This window comes from Candidatus Dependentiae bacterium (assembly GCA_018266175.1).
Taxonomy (GTDB): domain Bacteria; phylum Babelota; class Babeliae; order Babelales; family RVW-14; genus JAFEAY01.
Genome location: JAFEAY010000025.1, coordinates 268,401 through 285,002 on the forward strand (window position 1 = coordinate 268,401; position 16,602 = coordinate 285,002).

General features: G+C 38.0%; 17 protein-coding genes. 8 read left to right on the top strand and 9 right to left on the bottom strand.

Features of this window, described 5'->3' with window-relative positions; genetic code table 11:
* Positions 1 to 29: 29 nt before the first annotated feature.
* The gene (locus JST56_06920; protein ID MBS1988689.1) at positions 30 to 566 is read left to right on the top strand and encodes an AAA family ATPase; all 537 of its coding nucleotides are present in this window, start codon (positions 30 to 32) and stop codon (positions 564 to 566) included.
* Here JST56_06920 and JST56_06925 read toward each other — a convergent pair.
* On the bottom strand, positions 554 to 1,279 hold the full coding sequence (locus tag JST56_06925; GenBank protein ID MBS1988690.1) for a hypothetical protein: 726 nt from the start codon (positions 1,277 to 1,279) through the stop codon (positions 554 to 556). The genes JST56_06920 and JST56_06925 overlap by 13 nt on opposite strands.
* A 293-nt stretch (positions 1,280 to 1,572) precedes the next feature.
* Between JST56_06925 and JST56_06930 the strand changes: the two genes are divergently transcribed.
* Positions 1,573 to 2,301, top strand: a complete 729-nt coding sequence (locus tag JST56_06930) for a hypothetical protein (protein ID MBS1988691.1) — start codon at positions 1,573 to 1,575, stop codon at positions 2,299 to 2,301.
* 73 nt (positions 2,302 to 2,374) lie between these two features.
* Here the strand turns inward: JST56_06930 and JST56_06935 are convergent, their stop codons facing one another.
* From JST56_06935 to JST56_06945, 3 genes are all read right to left on the bottom strand, one after another.
* Positions 2,375 to 3,049, bottom strand: a complete 675-nt coding sequence (locus tag JST56_06935) for a hypothetical protein (GenBank protein MBS1988692.1) — start codon at positions 3,047 to 3,049, stop codon at positions 2,375 to 2,377.
* Positions 3,050 to 3,156: 107 nt separating this feature from the next.
* Positions 3,157 to 3,855, bottom strand: a complete 699-nt coding sequence (locus JST56_06940; GenBank protein ID MBS1988693.1) for a hypothetical protein — start codon at positions 3,853 to 3,855, stop codon at positions 3,157 to 3,159.
* Positions 3,856 to 4,094: 239 nt separating this feature from the next.
* The gene (locus JST56_06945; GenBank protein ID MBS1988694.1) at positions 4,095 to 4,583 is read right to left on the bottom strand and encodes a prolyl-tRNA synthetase associated domain-containing protein; all 489 of its coding nucleotides are present in this window, start codon (positions 4,581 to 4,583) and stop codon (positions 4,095 to 4,097) included.
* A gap of 115 nt (positions 4,584 to 4,698) precedes the next feature.
* Here JST56_06945 and JST56_06950 point away from each other — a divergent pair, with 115 nt between their 5' ends.
* A complete protein-coding gene (locus tag JST56_06950; protein ID MBS1988695.1) occupies positions 4,699 to 5,730 on the top strand; it encodes an adenosine deaminase in 1,032 nt (343 codons plus the stop codon).
* A gap of 12 nt (positions 5,731 to 5,742) precedes the next feature.
* Here JST56_06950 and JST56_06955 read toward each other — a convergent pair whose 3' ends face one another.
* Entirely contained in the window at positions 5,743 to 6,426 is a 684-nt protein-coding gene (locus JST56_06955; protein MBS1988696.1) for a hypothetical protein, read from the bottom strand.
* A gap of 237 nt (positions 6,427 to 6,663) precedes the next feature.
* Between JST56_06955 and JST56_06960 the strand changes: the two genes are divergently transcribed.
* From JST56_06960 to bet, 4 genes are all read left to right on the top strand, one after another.
* Positions 6,664 to 8,520 (top strand): cation-translocating P-type ATPase, encoded by a 1,857-nt coding sequence (locus tag JST56_06960; protein ID MBS1988697.1) that lies wholly within the window; start codon positions 6,664 to 6,666, stop codon positions 8,518 to 8,520.
* Positions 8,521 to 8,547: 27 nt separating this feature from the next.
* Entirely contained in the window at positions 8,548 to 9,474 is a 927-nt protein-coding gene (locus JST56_06965; GenBank protein ID MBS1988698.1) for a phosphotransferase, read from the top strand.
* Positions 9,471 to 10,040, top strand: a complete 570-nt coding sequence (locus JST56_06970) for a histidine phosphatase family protein (protein MBS1988699.1) — start codon at positions 9,471 to 9,473, stop codon at positions 10,038 to 10,040. Before JST56_06965 ends, JST56_06970 begins: the two co-directional genes overlap by 4 nt.
* A 117-nt stretch (positions 10,041 to 10,157) precedes the next feature.
* The gene (gene bet / locus JST56_06975; GenBank protein MBS1988700.1) at positions 10,158 to 10,712 is read left to right on the top strand and encodes a phage recombination protein Bet; all 555 of its coding nucleotides are present in this window, start codon (positions 10,158 to 10,160) and stop codon (positions 10,710 to 10,712) included.
* A 77-nt stretch (positions 10,713 to 10,789) separates the two neighbouring features.
* Here bet and JST56_06980 read toward each other — a convergent pair whose 3' ends face one another.
* The 4 genes from JST56_06980 to JST56_06995 form a co-directional block, all read right to left on the bottom strand.
* On the bottom strand, positions 10,790 to 12,145 hold the full coding sequence (locus JST56_06980; protein ID MBS1988701.1) for a hypothetical protein: 1,356 nt from the start codon (positions 12,143 to 12,145) through the stop codon (positions 10,790 to 10,792).
* A 70-nt stretch (positions 12,146 to 12,215) separates the two neighbouring features.
* Positions 12,216 to 13,568 carry a hypothetical protein gene (locus JST56_06985; protein MBS1988702.1) on the bottom strand — a complete coding sequence of 451 codons (1,353 nt, stop codon included), beginning with the start codon at positions 13,566 to 13,568 and terminating at the stop codon, positions 12,216 to 12,218.
* Between the two features lie 320 nt (positions 13,569 to 13,888).
* Positions 13,889 to 14,470 (bottom strand): hypothetical protein, encoded by a 582-nt coding sequence (locus tag JST56_06990; protein MBS1988703.1) that lies wholly within the window; start codon positions 14,468 to 14,470, stop codon positions 13,889 to 13,891.
* Between the two features lie 202 nt (positions 14,471 to 14,672).
* Positions 14,673 to 15,647, bottom strand: a complete 975-nt coding sequence (locus JST56_06995; protein ID MBS1988704.1) for a hypothetical protein — start codon at positions 15,645 to 15,647, stop codon at positions 14,673 to 14,675.
* A gap of 197 nt (positions 15,648 to 15,844) precedes the next feature.
* Here JST56_06995 and tnpA point away from each other — a divergent pair, with 197 nt between their 5' ends.
* Entirely contained in the window at positions 15,845 to 16,285 is a 441-nt protein-coding gene (gene tnpA, locus JST56_07000) for an IS200/IS605 family transposase (GenBank protein ID MBS1988705.1), read from the top strand.
* Positions 16,286 to 16,602 lie beyond the last annotated feature (317 nt).

Below are 16,602 nucleotides of genomic sequence, written 5' to 3' on the forward strand. Positions count from 1 at the left end.
ATTGAAAACAAGAAAAAAATGAATACATAATGAAATTGATTGTTCTGTATGGCCCACCGGCCGCTGGGAAATTAACCATAGCTCGTGAGCTTGAAAAGCTTACGAGCTTTCGCGTTATGGATATGAATCTTACACTTGCAGCAGTAACGCAACTGTTTCCCATGGGAACCCCTCGCTATCGCGAACTCAATAGAAGTTTTCGCGGTCAGCTTCTTGAGTCGGCAGCTCAAGATAATTTACCTGGGGTTATTTTAACACATGGTTATTCGCATCATGATAATGCTCCATTTATTCAAAGCCTTATCGATCTCATGGAGCGCTATAATGGTGAAATTAATTTTGTGTATGTAACCTGCCCACTTGATGAGCTTGAAAAGCGAATTGCTTTACCATCACGCAAGCAACATGTTTATAAAGTAAATGATATTCAAACGCTGCGCGATCTTTTAAAAAGACGCTCGTTTCCTCAAATTCCATTCGTTAAAAACTTGGTTATTGATTCAAGTACTGTTACTCCAGAGCAGGCTGCACAAAAAATTTTTGATTATATTTCTCACGTGGTGTAAAAATTTGGTAACGGAACCAAAGCAGTGAATGGGCTATACCAATATTGAGGCTGAGTATGAATTTCATTCTGCTGCTCTTCTTGTGCTTCATGGACCCATTCTCTTTTGTCGCTGTAGTACCTTAACCCAAACTCTTTTATGGTAGACTCTAGAGGCCGAGGCACTGTTCGAGCTTTAATTCTGATTTTAACTGCATTTGGAGCATTCTTGCCCATGATGGTAACCATCTCTTTGTAGAGAGCCTTAAAAAGGTCTGAATTATGAATATCATTGATAAAAAAGCTTTCGATAAAAATTTCAGCTCCATTATTTTCAATCTTAAAAAAGGATGCGCCAAGAAGTTTTGATGTTGTGTCATATGCAACAACCAAATTAAGCTCATTTTTTCTAAAGCGCGTTTCCATTTTCAAAAATTCTTTGCCTATGGCTTGCTTACGATCTTGTTGAGTAACAACAAAGTGGTTATTAAAGCCACAGTAGATATTTTTTTCATTATCAGAATAATCATGCATGAGTTGCTTAATAAATGATTCAAAGAGCTCTAATTCTCCTCCATCGCCCTGCAAGTAGCCAATTTTTGTCACTTCTGGGCGCTCCTTGAGCTGACATATAACTGGATTTTGTGCTTGCGCTTCTTTCATCGGCAAAGCAGATTCTGAGCAGAGTATGGATATAGTCGCTATAAATATCATTAAGTTCTTGTATATTTTCATCGGCTCTCCTCAATTCAATTATATTGGTAACAGTTTTTGGGTGATTTTTTGATGAAGTATTAAACATTTTTATATGCATTCCTTTTCTCAAATATGTGTAAATATTTTCGATTACAAGATCATATTCTGTATTTTTACATTGTCACATACCTGTTTGGATCTTCAATGATCTTAATTAAATCGATTTTGAATTTTAAACGTACAAAGGATTTTTGCTGTTTTCCGTAAACTTGAATACGCAGATGCTTTGTGTAAAACTTGAAAGAAGTTTTTTCAAGTTTAAGGAGATGCGTATGAAAAAATTACTCAGTATTCTTGTTTTAGCATTTGCTTTGGCGCAGGGAAGCCTTTTTGGTTTGGGCGAACCTGTTGCTTGTTTTGTTATTAATTATGAAAGCTTTAATTGTTTTCATTGTACGACCGTAGAAGATCTTTTACGGTTATTTCCACTAGAGTCAGGTGATGCACAGCCTTTTGATCGAATTTTGGAAATGATTGTTGCACGTCAAAAAGATAATGTGCAAGGCGCAATTAACTATTTGAGAACTCAGTATCAAGAGTTAAACGAAGAAGATCGAGAGGCTTACATTTGTAAGTACTTTTTAGAGGGTGAAGTTGATGCACAAAGTTATATTCGTAAGTATTATACAGCTCGATATGAAAATTTTGTGCAAGGAAAGTCTCAGCTTCTTGTTTGTGTAAATGCGGTCAGAGAAGTGCGAGGCGTGTTCTTTTTTACCGTAGATAATACCTTTAATAAAGCACTTCTTATTTGCGGAGAATGTTTAATTGATGTTCCAAAAGAACACACTTTTACAGTTCTTCCCAGAGTATGGGATATTATTGCACGCAATTTTTGTGTCGATTCCCTGGTACTCATTCTAGGAGTTCCTAAGGCTGCAACTCCGGTCATGGACAAAGGTTTTATCCATCCTGCAAAAATGAAGCAGTGCGAATATACCGGTAGCCTCATTGATCGTGAAATATATGACGTATTTGAACGAGCAATTGAGCAAGAATAAAATTTGTAGAGCACACGATATATCTTTTAAGTGCGGACAATGAGGCTTGTGGTAAGGCAAGTATTATTATTTTTTAAGATTCTTGTGGAAGATTCCATATAGATATACTTCCATCATGCCCCAAAAAAAGAATAGATGCTGTTTTGTGATAAGAATAAATAATTGGATCTTCCAAGCGAGAAAAATCACTGCTATTTATTTTTCCTTCATTACGTGCATTTATTAGGGATTCCATATTTAGTGATGCTTTGATTATCTCTCTGTTGTTTATAACAGCGTCTTCATTAGGAAACCAGCTTCCACATTCATCATCGGCAATACTAGGCATATTTAAAATGATACTCTCTTGTTCTTCGGAAGGTTTTGATTTTTGGATATATTTTGATTGAAGGATTGAAGTTGCTATCTCAGGGATTAAATAAAAATACTGGTGATCAGAGAACAGATTTAAGATTATTAAATTAACCGTACTACCTTGTTGTGGTTCAAGGATTGCTTTAATAGGATATCCCAGAAGATTCGTTCCACAAGTAATCGATTTTTTATTAACCAATTCACCATTTTTTAGATCAAACATTTCTATTCTATTTTTTCTATCACCAACAAGCAAAAGATCATTTGAAAGTAGCTGGACAAAAGAGATCATATCTTGTGCGTAACGTGGTTTTATGAGTTGCGAAAAGTCGTAGTGTTCAGCTTCAAGTGAAGTTGTCATAAAGTTAAATAGGAGAACAATAAAAAATATCATTATTTTTCCAATTAATTAAGACAATGTTTTTATCTGTTTTATCATCTAAAAAACCATCTTCGATAATAGCACGAGTATTGGCTTTTCCCAATATGCAGAAAACATTTTTATGAGCTTGATTGGTACGATATTGCAAGATCTACCAATTCAGGATTTACATCAAGAGCGTTACCTCCTCCAGCTTCAATGGGATCACTGGTCCACCATTTATAGGCAAGATAGCTCACAAGAACAATTCCAAGCACACTCATAATCGAATAAAAAGCTTTCTTCTTTGCTGGAAGTGCGTTGAAATAATGAACAAGCGGTTGCCCCCAACTTCCAAGCTTTGCAAGCATGGTCCGAAATACTTGTTCCCCTTGCGCAATAATCAGTGGAATGCCAGCTTGTGCTTTGGTGAGAACAAGAATGCGCATGTCAGATGTAGATTGGTTGCAATAAGGGCATAGTTGAGATGCTGCAAGCCAGGGGATGATGCAGCCGATATGAAATCCATGGCGACATTGCGAAAATATGCTCAGAGCATCTCCAACCTTAAAGCAGCTTATGCAAATTGCGCATTGAATATTTGAAACATCTGGATCTTGATCATGTTGCTCCAAAGACCCTCCATCTTTATTTTCTGGATTGTCAATTTGGTTATCTTCACTTGATTGGCTTACTTCTTGTGGTAACCAATTAATAGGAAGTGGAAGCTGTTTTTGAAGGCTGGCTGCGCTGAGCATTGCAACAAGTTCTGATAGAAAAAAAAGATTTTTTAAAACTATTATTGCTACAACAATAATAAATTTTTGTGTTTCAGTCATGAGCGCCTCCCCTAAATTTAAAGTGGTGATAAGCACCCTGCAAAGCTGCAAGGTCAAACCAAACCCAGTCAATCTATCCCATTAAGATAGGAGAGTAGAAGAATTTCGTAATGTTATTTTAAAAGAAGGTGTTGTATGGCATCAATCTGCACGCGTATAGAGTACTTTAGAATGGCTCTTCAGAGCAGTTTACTTTTTGGACCTGATTTTCTGATTCAAAATAAAATTTTATGACTGCGTTACTCTCGACTTTGAATGTCTATAACTTCATAGCTATGCCCAGTTGCTTTCAAAAATGCCTCTACGTCTTGGGGTTGAATTACCAGCGTTGCCGTATTAATTAGTGGATGACTTTGCAGAGGTTGCCCCCAAATCTGCTGATCAAAAATAACCCTTACTGCATGACCTGTATCATTCATTAATCCTAAAATGGTGACCGAACCCGGTTCAACACCAAGGTATTCTTTTAAGCGTTCTTCAGAACCAAAGCTTAGCTTTGAGACATTAAGAAGATCTTTAAGCTTTTTAAGATCAATCCGTTTATCTTCTGAGATAACAACAAGAAAGTGTTGTCCACTTCTACTGTCATACAAAAACAAATTTTTAATTGAGCAACCGGGCATAGGAGGGCAAAGCTCTTTTGCCTCTTCGCAAGTGAAAACGGCTGGGTGGTCAAAGCGTTCATACGCTATGTTGTTATCTTTTAAAAAAGCATAAATATCATTCATAATTTTTCATTGAGCCTAAAAAGCTTTATGGAGTTTTCATTGAAATACTCGATGAGCTTAAAGTAAAATAATTCTTATTTCAAACATGAGTTCATAGAGTAGTAAGGGGTGTATCATGAAAAATATCACATGTTCAGAATTTATAAAAAAGCTTCCTAAGGCTGAGCTTCACGTTCATATTGAAGGAACCATGGAGCCGGAGCAGCTTTTTGTATTTGCTGATCGTAACAAGATACAAGTACCATCTAATCTGATTACTCAAGAAAATAAATATGCATTTTATGATTACCAATCTTTTATTGATACCTACATTCTTGCAACCAATGTTTTACAGCATGAACAAGACTTTTATGATGTAACGATGGCCTATCTCAAAAAGGCTCATGAACAAGGCGTGTTGCACAGCGAGATATTTTTTGATTTACAAACCTACATGCCGCGCAACATTGCGCCAGAAATAATTATTGATGGCATTGAGCTGGCGCTTGTTGATGGTCAAAAACAGTTTGGAATTTCTGCTTTTTTGATTATGTGTTTTATCAGGCATTTGAGCGAAAGTGATGCATTCAAAGCACTTGAGCTTGCTCATGCAAAGCATAGTAAAATTGTTGGAGTTGGACTTGCTTCCGCTGAGCAAGGTAATCCACCGTCAAAATTTGAGCGTGTTTTTGCTCAAGCCCGATCGTATGGCTACCACGTTGTTGCTCATGCGGCAGAAAAAGGCGATGCGGGTCCGGCCATGATTCGCGAAGCATTAGATTTGCTTGGGGCCGAGCGTATTGATCATGGAGTTGGATGCATGGCGGATCAAGACCTTGTTACAGAACTTGTTTACAAGCAAATTCCTCTAACCGTTTGTCCACTTTCAAATATTGTGCTCGGAGGCTTTGAAAAGCTTGAAGATCATCCTCTTAAGCAGATGCTTAACGCAGGATTGATGGTTTCAATTAATTCTGACGACCCAGCATTTTTTGGTGGTTATATTGCAGACAATTATCAAGCGGTTGCTGATGCACTCAAACTTTCATGTGGTGAACTTGTAATGTGTGCCCGCAATTCTTTTAAAAGTTCTTTTTTAGATGAGTCAAAAAAGAATGATTATGGGCAGATGCTTGCTCTCTATATTGCTCAACATACATGTTTGTAGATTCAAAATTTATTATGAAATAATGCACCAGCGTTCGTACGTGCTCAAATGATGTTCGTATGCGTCAATCGACCATGTAGAGTGTCCGTCGAGGGAATAATATTTATAAAATTGTAGTGAAATTTGTTTGAAGCCATAACTTTGTAATTGAGGTATAGATAGTTCAGGAACAGTCCTTCTGAAGATTACAATGCTTGTTGTGTAAGGGTATGCTTTCTGAATAACCGCCATCATTCCATAATAAACTTTTTCAAAAAGCGTAAGGTCATAAATATTTTGAATAAAGAGGCTCTGGATAATAACTTGCGTGTTGTAGGCATAAAAAAAGCATCCACCTAATAACTGGCCGATTTCATTTTTAGCTGATGCAAAAAGCAATTGCTTGTTACGAAATTTTACCATCATATTAAAAAATTCTTTTCCAGCAGATCTTTTAATATCATCTTCGGTTGCGTCGTTAATACCAGAATATTCATCTTTTGCTTGCTGGGAGTATTGCTCGATATATTGAAAGTAAAATTGTATAAAGAGTTCTTTTTCTTCTTTTAAGCATGTTTCTCGTTTATCGGCAGGGGGGTTTACGAGGCTACATCTGATTTGCTTGTAATTATTTGAAATATTGTTTGCTTCATCATCCATGGCGTAGAGTGAGGTTATACAAAAAATAAAGAGCAGCGCTAAAAAAAAGTACTTCATTATCGCCCTCATAATTATTAATTTTGGTTGGCGTAATTGGACCTGAAGCAAAAAGATTTTAATTTATTTTTTATAATAGCGTGAACTGCTCGATTAAAAGAAGAGAATAAAAATATTTTTTGGGATTACAAATTTTGAGTGTTTTGTTCGCTGGTTGCCACTTTAATTCTTTTGATCCTGAGATAGACTAAAGGCTTATTAAATTTATAGAGCAATTTTTATACAAAAAGGTACTTTGTGCATACATTATCAATTTTTAAATACCGTCTTGGCTACTTAGCTTATGTTCTGACGGCTGCTTTTTTATTTCTTCTTACTTTGAGTAATCAGACGCCTCATTTTTTTATTCTTATTCCTTTTGTTTTAGCATTTATACCTATCTGCATAGATGCAATAAAAGATCTTTTTGAAAGAAAAATAACAACAGAGCTGTTTCTTATTCTTGCAACAGCTGCTGCCTTTGCAGCAAACGAAAAACAGGCGATCACCGTTGTCCTTTTGATTATGCTTATTGCAAAATACTTCGAAGGATTTATTGAAGAGAAAACGGGCAAAGCTATTGAGAGTTTAATTAACCTTATTCCAACAAAAGTAACGATAAGAGTTGGCAACCAAGAGCAAGTTGTTGCTCTTGAAGAAGTTCAAGAGGGGATGACGGTTATTATTAAAACGGGAGAGCAGATCCCGATTGACGGCGTTATCCTTGATGGGGAAGCGAGCATTAATGAATCATTCTTGACCGGTGAAAGCATTCCCCAGGAAAAAAGCAAATCGGATCAAGTATTTGCAGGAACATTTGTTGAGGCTGGTGCTATCATTATTCTTGCTCAAAAAGTTGGTGAATCAACGAATTTTGGAAAAATTAGCAAATTATTGGAGCAAGCAGAACAAGAAAAAGCAAAAATTATTACCGTCTCAAATAAGGCCGCATTAATTATCGTGCAAGTGCTTGTTGCCTTCATAGCGCTTGTTTGGTTTTTTACTCGAGATCTTAAGTTAGTTTCGACACTCCTTGTTTTTGGTTCACCTATAGAGCTTACGCTTATCACTCCATTGGCAATTTTGGCGGGAACCGCAGCCGCCTTTCGTTACGGAATTTTGATTAAAGGAAGCATTTCGCTTGAGCGGTTTTCTTCTGTTGATACACTTATTTTTGATAAAACAGGAACGCTCACAATTGGTGAGCCTCAAGTTATTAAAATTGAAGCACTGCATAGTTCCTACACCTCCAACGATGTTTTAATGCTTGCTGCTATGATGGAAAAAAGATCAGGGCATATTCTTGCAAAAGCTATTTTAAAAAAAGCACAGGAACAAAATATTGAAGTTCCAGAGCCTCAAAGTTACGAATCGGTAACAGGTCATGGGATTGAAGCTACCTACAATAACCAGAAATACTTACTTGGAAGTAGGCATTTTATTGAAGCACCCGAACATGGCAATGTGCCTATTCCAGAAAGCCTTTCTTCAGAGCAGGCTGATTTGCCGTACTCAATTTTTTATTTAAGTTGTGGACCAACTTTGTGTGGGAAAATTTATCTTGCCGATACCATTAGGTCGGATGCAAAAGAAACGATTAATTTATTGCGTAGATCAGGAATTAAAGAGGTTATTTTGTTGAGCGGAGATCGGCATGAAGTGGCACAGCATGTTGCAACTCAGCTCGGGATCGACAAGGCTTATGGAGAGATTGCTCCTGATGAAAAATTAACGGTGATTAAAGATCTACAAAAAGCGGGCCACCGTGTGGCTATGATCGGTGATGGCATTAACGATGCTCCCGCGCTTAAGCAAGCTGATGTGGGTATTGCAATGGGCGCAATGGGCATGGAGCCTGCAATTCAAGCTGCCGGCATTGTGCTTATGTCTAACAGGTTAGAAGACATCGTTTTTATCCATGCGCTTTCACAAAAAATTATGCGTTTGATTAAACAAAATATATTTTTTGGGTTTATGTTAATTCATCTTCTTGGGATAATATTGGCATTGTTTAACTTGGTTAATCCAATCCAAGCAGCCCTTTTTCACGCTATTTCAGATATTCTTATTTTAGTAAATTCTGCTCGATTAATTCGGTTTAAATACAATAAATAGAGTAGTTATAAAGAACAAAGGCCCGTTATGAGTCAGCAGTGGTCTGCAGAATTTAAGCTTGAACCCAATTTGGCAAAGCATTTAATCGAATCTCAATTTCCACAACTCAAACCTGTTATGCTTGAATTTATAGGAGAAGGTTGGGACAACGTTGCGTACCGCGTTAATCGTAACTATCTTTTTCGTTTTCCTCGTCGTCAAATGGGTGCAGATCTTGTTGATGTAGAGTGGAATTTGCTTCATGCTCTTGCGCAGCGCCTTCCTCTACCTATTCCAAAACCATTGTTTTATGGCAAACCAAGCAAGCTGTTCAAGTGGCCATTTTTGGGGTATTACTTTCTTGAAGGTAAGTCTGCCTGTGGTGCAGGTTTAACCATGCAGGAACGTGTTCATTGTGCTGAGCCGTTGGCACAATTTTTGAAAGTACTTCATGCAATTGATGAAACTGAAGCGCTTAAGCTTGGAGCAGGGTCTGACGTTCTTGAGAAATTAAATATGCACAAGCGATTGCCGCTTGCACTCAAAAATATAGAAAAAATTAGAGAGCTTGGTTTATTTCAACAGTGTGATAGGTTGCAAGCAATGCTTGAAAATCTTAAAAATGTTACTGATACCGGACGAAAAGTTTTGGTTCATAGTGACTTGTATGCGCGCCATTTTTTGATTAACGAAAAGCGTGAAATATGTGGGGTTATTGATTGGGGCGATGTTCGCATTGCAAGCCCTGCCGTTGATTTACAACTTATTTTTAGCTTTTTACCACAGCAAGCACGATCTGTATTTTTAGAAACCTATGGAACTATTGATGAACAAACAGAACAACTTGCTTTGGCTCGAGCACTTTTACATACCTTATCAATTGTTGTTTATGCGCATGACGTTGATGATCAAGATTTACTTGCCGAAGGGTTAGTTGGTCTGCAACTCCTCGTTGATGTTGGTTGTGAGCTATGACGCGACTTATTATTCCTCATAAGCCATTTTACTTTATTAGACATGGCGAAACCGATTGGAACAAAGAATATCGAGCTATGGGGCATACTGACATTCCGCTTAATCAAAATGGGCTCGAGCAGGCCGTGCTTGCAGCCGAGTTGCTCAAAGATATTCAATTTGATTGTATTATTTCAAGTCCATTAAGGAGAGCTTTAAAAACAGCTCAAATTATTGCTGAAAAAAGAGATACTGCTGTTCAGATTGTTGATGAATTTAAGGAATGCTTTTTTGGGGTTTTGGAAGGAACAAATTTATTATTTGATCCACGCGTTCAGGGCTGGGAAAAGGGTGCCCATGTTGAAGATGTAGAGCATTATGACGATTTTTCCAATCGCGTAATTCAAGCGCTTGTGTTTGCATTATCCGGTTCAAAAACTCCTTTGATTGTGAGTCATGGTGGCGTGTATCGCATTATTCAAAGTGCTCTTGGCTTACCGCATCATGGTCTTAAAAACTGTGTTCCGGTATTTCATAATCCAGTGAAGACGCTTGATGGGGTATGGGATTCGCACCTGTTGCTTTGATTCAATAATGCTTTTAAAATCGTACTTATTTGATTTCTTTTCTATTCACGGTAACCTCTCTTGTCAAGTACATTAAAGCGACTACCTCCTTCTCAAACACAGAAGATTGAAAAGAAAATGACGACAAAATCAAAAACGAATCTTGTTCAAGAAGATCAAAATCACATCAGAAAAACTGCTGCACTAGGCGCAACCGATGATGAATTTAAAACGTTCATGTATCTGTGCAATATGTACAATTTAGATCCACTCAAAAAAGAGATCTATTTTATCAAATATGGTGGCAAGTCTACGATCATTACCAGCAGAGACGGATACCTGAAAATAGCCAACTGCAATGAGCATTTTGATGGTATTGAAAGCGATGTGGTGTATCAGGGTGATCTGCTGACCAAGCGAGACGATGGCAGTCTCCTGATTACTTATGGTCAAGAGCATCTGAGTTTTGATAAATCAAAATTGTCTGGAGCATTTTGTAGCGTTTTTCGTAAAGATCGTAAAAAAGCAACAACGGTGTTTGTCAGCATCAAAGAATATTATAAAAAAGATGCTCCAATTTGGCAGCAATACACCAATGCAATGATTCTTAAGGTTGCAGAGGCTATGGCGCTTAAGCGTGCATTTGCTATCAGTGGCTTAGTGACGCGAGAAGAAATCGAAGATAGCGAATAGCAAGATGATAGTGCATAAAAAAAGCCCGCGGTGAAGCGGGCAAAAATTATCGGTTTAAATTCTGTATTAAATTACAATTACCACATAGGGTCATTTATATCCCAACGTTGGTGACGATCATGTGGATTTTGTCCAGGATTTTGATTACCACAATCATTGTAATAATAATGAGGCCAATCTCTTAAGCACCACCAGCAGAATTGATGCCCACAGGTGCAGATTACATGGCGACAAGCATTCCCTTTTTCAATAGTTCTTCTGCATGCTTGATTTGGGCAACGCTTAAAGCCTTGCGCTCTAATTTCAGCATCACTCAAAGGAGACATTGCTGGTCTTCCAAAGCGAGCTTGCGCTTCGTCATACGCATCCATGATTGTTCTATCGTTGTTCATGATGATAGCCATTTCATCTCGAGATATCACTTCCTGGCATCCCTGATGAGGACATGGAGTTCTGTTGAATGGTTGCGCTCCTCGATCACCATATCGTGCATTGATAGTACCTGCTAAGCAGTCTCTGCAATATCCGTGCCCACAACGTAAATGGTTTATTTCTACATCATCTTCTATGCAGACTTCGCAGTGTCCTTGTGACGTTTGCATTCTGAATGGTTCAGGCATCGTTTCAATGTAGCGCTTAATTTCATAAGCAAGCCATGTTGCGTTAAGCATCATTGCAGCAATCAGTAGTTTTGGATACCCAGTATTTGACTCAAGTGCTGAGTACTCTGCAAGTAACTTTGTTAAAGAGTGAGCTGCGGTCAGCATATTTCGAGCTTGAGTCCTTGAATAATTTTCATAGGATGTTGCGTTTTGTTGCGCGCAAGCAAGGGCAAAGGCGGTGAGGCCTTTAAGGCTTGGAAGTGCAACGGTGCGCCATGTTTTGACAAGTCTGGATATTTTTTCTTCAGCTATTTCAGCTTCAGCGTCAGCCTCAGCCTCATCAAAAATTTCTTCTTGAACAGCTTCATCTTCTTCAAATTCAAAATCAAGAAGGTCATCTGTATCGTTATCAAAATCAAAATCAAGAAGATCTTCGGTGGCTACCGGATTAACTTTTTGAGGAGCAGGAACAAGAACTCGAAAATATTTAAATAAGTTTTTTAGATCAAGAAGCGCAATTGAGCAATTTACGAGTATATCTCTGTTAGTGAGATTAAGGCGACCATTGATTTGTTGAGCATTGATGTTGTTATGAAGATACAATATTTTGTTAGCGATACTCAGCGAGTGAGCAGCCATGTGATAGAGTGCAGCCTTTTTTGTATTCTTTGCAAGCGTGTGCTTTTGTGCTGTAATATCAAATGGAATGGTTGCCAATGCCAAACCCATTTCAGCATAGTTACTTTGCGTTACAGCTTGCAGCGTGGAGAGATTCTGCAGAATCAAAAGACCAACAATAAGCTTTCTTCCAATGAGTACGATATAATTCATCTATGAGCCTCTAAAGTTCGGGTTAAAATATAACTTAATTTTTCTATAACTTTGTGTTAATCATTAAAATCTAAATTTCAAAACTAAATGGTCTCCAGCACTGATATGAACTACAAGGGCCATTGCCTCTATTCCAATTTCCCAAACAAACCCAACAAAATTGATGGTCGCATCTTCGGCATGTCATATGCTGGCATCCTCCATTTCTGTAAATAGGAACTCCGCATCCACGACCAGGGCAAGGCTTAGCTCCCAGTGCAGCAGCAGCTTCTGGAGTGGTTGGCCTTACAGGTTGCATGGCTGCATCATATGCCGCAAGTCTTTGTTCATTATTATTGGTAATGTCTCTGAATTCATTTCTGTTGATTCGCTCGGTACATCCATGTTGAGGGCACGTTACTGTGTTGAGCGCATTTGCATTCAGTTGATGATCCAAACAATCTTGACAGCAAACGGCATGTCCGCAGTGTAATCGCAATAAGTCTGCATCATCATAGCAGACGCTGCATTCACCAGCTTGTCTTTGGAGAGGTACAAAAGGTTCTTGTCGTTCATTAAGATTTCGTAGATCTTCTGGCTGTCGATTAAGTATTGGGAGTGTTGCAACATAGCGTGTTGCTTCATAAGCAAGCCAAGCACTATTCAGTATTAATGCCGCTTTAAGTAATTTTTTATATCGAGCAGTTGATTTTGATACTGAGTATTCAGCAAAAAGCCTTGTGAAAAGGTGAGCCGCTGCAGCAAGGTATCGAGCCTGTTTTCGTGAGATGCTTTCATACGGGGTAGCTCCACTTTGTGCACAAGCAAGCGCAAAGGAAGTTAACCCTTTAAGGCTTGGCAATATGAATAGGCGGACTCTGCGAGCAAGTTCAGAAAGTTTTTCATCATCTACTATTTCATCAGCTTCATCGAAAGTTGTTTCTGGGGTAGCTTCTTCGATAGATTCTTCTTCATCAAAGTCAAAGTCAAAAAAATCTTCGATAGATTCTTCTTCATCAAAATCAAAATTAAGCAGATCTTCAGAACCAACCTGATGAGATGCCGTTTGTTTTCGAGCGGGAGCAAGCTCTTTTAAGTTTTTATATAAACTTTTTAAATCAGCAACTATCAGTGCATAGTGTACCAGTACATCTCTACTGCCTAAGTTTATGCGGCCCAATTGGCGTTGAAATTTAAAGTTGTTAAAAAGATAAAGACTATTTTTGAGAATGTTGATTGAGTTTGCGTAGAGGTGATGGAATGCGGCCTTTTTTGTATCCTTTTCAAGATCATGCTTTTGCGCAGCCATATCAAATGGAATAGCTGCAAGAGCCAGCCCCATTTCAGCATAATTACTGATGCTTGTTGCTTGCAGTGTGGAGAGATTTAGAAGAATCAAAAAACCGACAATAAGTTTTTTTCCAATGAGACCGAGATCGTTCATGTATGAGCCCTTAAGACAATGTGTAAAATTCAGATAGAGTATTCGCCCCGTCCCCGTATATGAGTAGGACAAGTAATTTAACAAAAAGAGGTTTTATGTCAAAGGCCTTTTGAATGCAGTGTTTTAATAAGAAAAAGCCCTGCTTAAGGGCGTTGAATTGGATAAATATTTGTGATTTTATTTACTGTTAGCGATGATTGCTTACTCTGTTATTGAGCAATTAAGGTAATACCGACTTGATCATGGGATTTTGAAGAAAATTAATACGGGGACAGTCTTGCAACTATCCCCGACGTTTTCTAGAATATTGAGCGTGTTCTTTATGCTGCAGGAGCAATAACACTCAGTCGTTTAAGTCTCTTTTGGCTACGAACCTTTTTTTCCATTCCTTCAGGTCTTAAGATCTTTGTATTGACCTTTGGATCTGAATTTTCGTCTTCATCTCGAGCTTGATCAGCCAATTTTTCAGCAACCATTTTTGCTTGTTCAGCTCTTTGCAGGGCTTCTTCAGCAGTTTGTCGTGCCTGATCACGTTTTCTATCAGCAGCTTCTTGGGCTACTTTCTTCGCCTGGAGCGCTTCTTGCTCTTTAATGATAGCGGTTTGACGGGCCTGTTGAACAGCTTCCTCTTCTTTAAGAAGGGCTTCCTGTGCACGTTGTTGTGCTGTAGCAAGTGCTAACTGTGCTTCTTCAGCGGCGTCAGCTGCTATCTTGCGGGCTGCATTGGCTTCTGAGGAAAGAACTTCTTGTGTTTTGTTTGTAAGCCCCAGTGCTTCATTCCGTGCCTTTTTGGACTGTCTTTTGACTTTGTTTACTTTATTTTGTTTTGCGTGAACATCTAGGACATTAAGCCCTAGAGCCAATATACTGAGCGCAATTATCTTTTTATAGTTACCAAACATAGCATTCTCCTCCTCTTCATTTTTTTAATTAAGATATTTACCAAAAACCTAATTTTAGAGTACCAATTACAAATTCAATCTGTCAATAATCACTGAAAAAGATTTATAAAGCTTTATTTTGCACGGTTGATTTGACTCGTCAGATGCTGCTTTACGAGGAAGTCTGGCATCAGATTATTTAGGCATAACAGAGAGTATTTGTTTATTCATGGAGCCAAGTAACTGAAAATGAGCTTCCTCCGCTTGAGATAGCTGAAGGCATAGCTTTTGAGGTTCCATTGTTGGTTACCATTTCTATAGAGTTATTTGCAAAGAAAGGGCTATTTAATGGCCGTTTAATCCCATTTATTTTGGCCATGCAGCCTGATAGATACACTCTTTGAACATTGGTTAAAGGGAGTACTCGATTGCTTGAAGGAGCTTCAAAGATCCATTCAGCATTTTTTCGTTGAGTTCCACTCATTTTTGTATACCTGGTTGGAATAGTCGTAGCAATTCTTTGAGTATTGTTAATGATCTGGAGAATAAAGGTATCATTTCCAGCATATTCTACTATCGCACTGATGACATCATCAACATTAACGGGAAATCCTTGTATGGTGTAACTGGCTCTTGGATACATTTCAAACCAAGCATAGTGATATCTAACTCCGTTTACATAATCATGAGCTGTACCAATTTGTTCGACTGTTGGACTATTGTAGCCATCAATTCCAACCCAAATTGCGGAGTAGGTATTTCTACCAGAAGGAATAATTGATGGCACTATCCAAGATCCATAAGCGCCGGTTACCGAGCCTCGTGCTGGATTGTTAAAATTAGTTGCAGCAACATATCCAGACCAATTGGTACTCGTTTCCTGCGCTTTTTGAGTTTCTACGCGAGCAACTTTTGGGCCAGGGATATTTGGATGTGAGATGGTATTTAATTGCTCAACAGAGCGCTTGAGTTTTTCGTTTATTACTTGAAGCTTTTGATTTGTCTGACAAACTTTTCCTTGCTTCCCAAGCTTTGCTTGTTTAGGTCGGCGCGGTTGTGAAATCTTTTTTGATTTGCGCACAAAAGGCTTCATAGTACATTCGATATGAATGTAATCAGCTGGAATGGTATACCCAAAAAGAGTGCTCCAGGCTGATACTCCAAAAAATAGACTAAGTATTAAAAAACGTATTTTCATGCAAAAGGTCCCTGAGTAGATAAAAAAGTTTCTACTCAGGGAATAGCACTTTGTACATAAGAAAATCAAGGCTTTTTGAATATGTTTTTTGTGTTAGCAGGTCAAATTTAACCCGTAAAGCGGAAATCTCGGGAGCTTGCTCCCGAGCTGGATAGCTTTATAATGAGCGCAAGCTCATTATAAAGCTATCCAAGCTCATGGAACTAGACCGGAATTCGCATCATGTGTTTCGTATAATGTACCATTTTGTATGGATACCAAAGTACAGACACAAAATTTTTGACGAACTATATCGTACAAAGCTAAAAGATATTATACGTAAGATAGGTTATGACTATAACATTGAAATTGTAGAACTGGAGGTACCAGGAGATCATATTCACATGGTAGTAAGATCAGAACCTAAAGTTTGCCCATCAGCAATAATGCAAATCATAAAGAGTCTATCTGCAAGAAATTTTTTCAAAGCATACCCAACTATAAGAAGGAAATATTTTTGGGGAGGTAAACTTTGGACGCAAAGTTTTTTCGTGGAGACAATTGGAAATGCAAATGAAGAGGCAATCAGAAAATATGTAAAAAATCAGCTAAAAAAAATGGATGAGGAAGAACAAAAAGGGCTACAACTGAAGATTTGAATCTCGGTCGCTTGCGGCCGAGTCTTTTCAACCACCCTAAGACATCCATTTCATAGTAATCTTTGAATGTTGAGCGCTTAGAAAAATTATAAAAAATGAGAATTGTTATCGCATCAACTTTTGTCATTTTTTGTTTTCTACCAAGGCTTTTTCTTTCTTCACGGGCCAATATTCGACTTTTAAAGTCAGCTGTTTTTAAAAAATCATAAACTTCACAAAAAATTTTTGTTAACATCATTACGCTTCCCTTTCTTGTTTGAGGTTGTGATTATCCTCTAGGGAAGCATATTTTTTTTGTTTTTCAAATTATCGAGTTC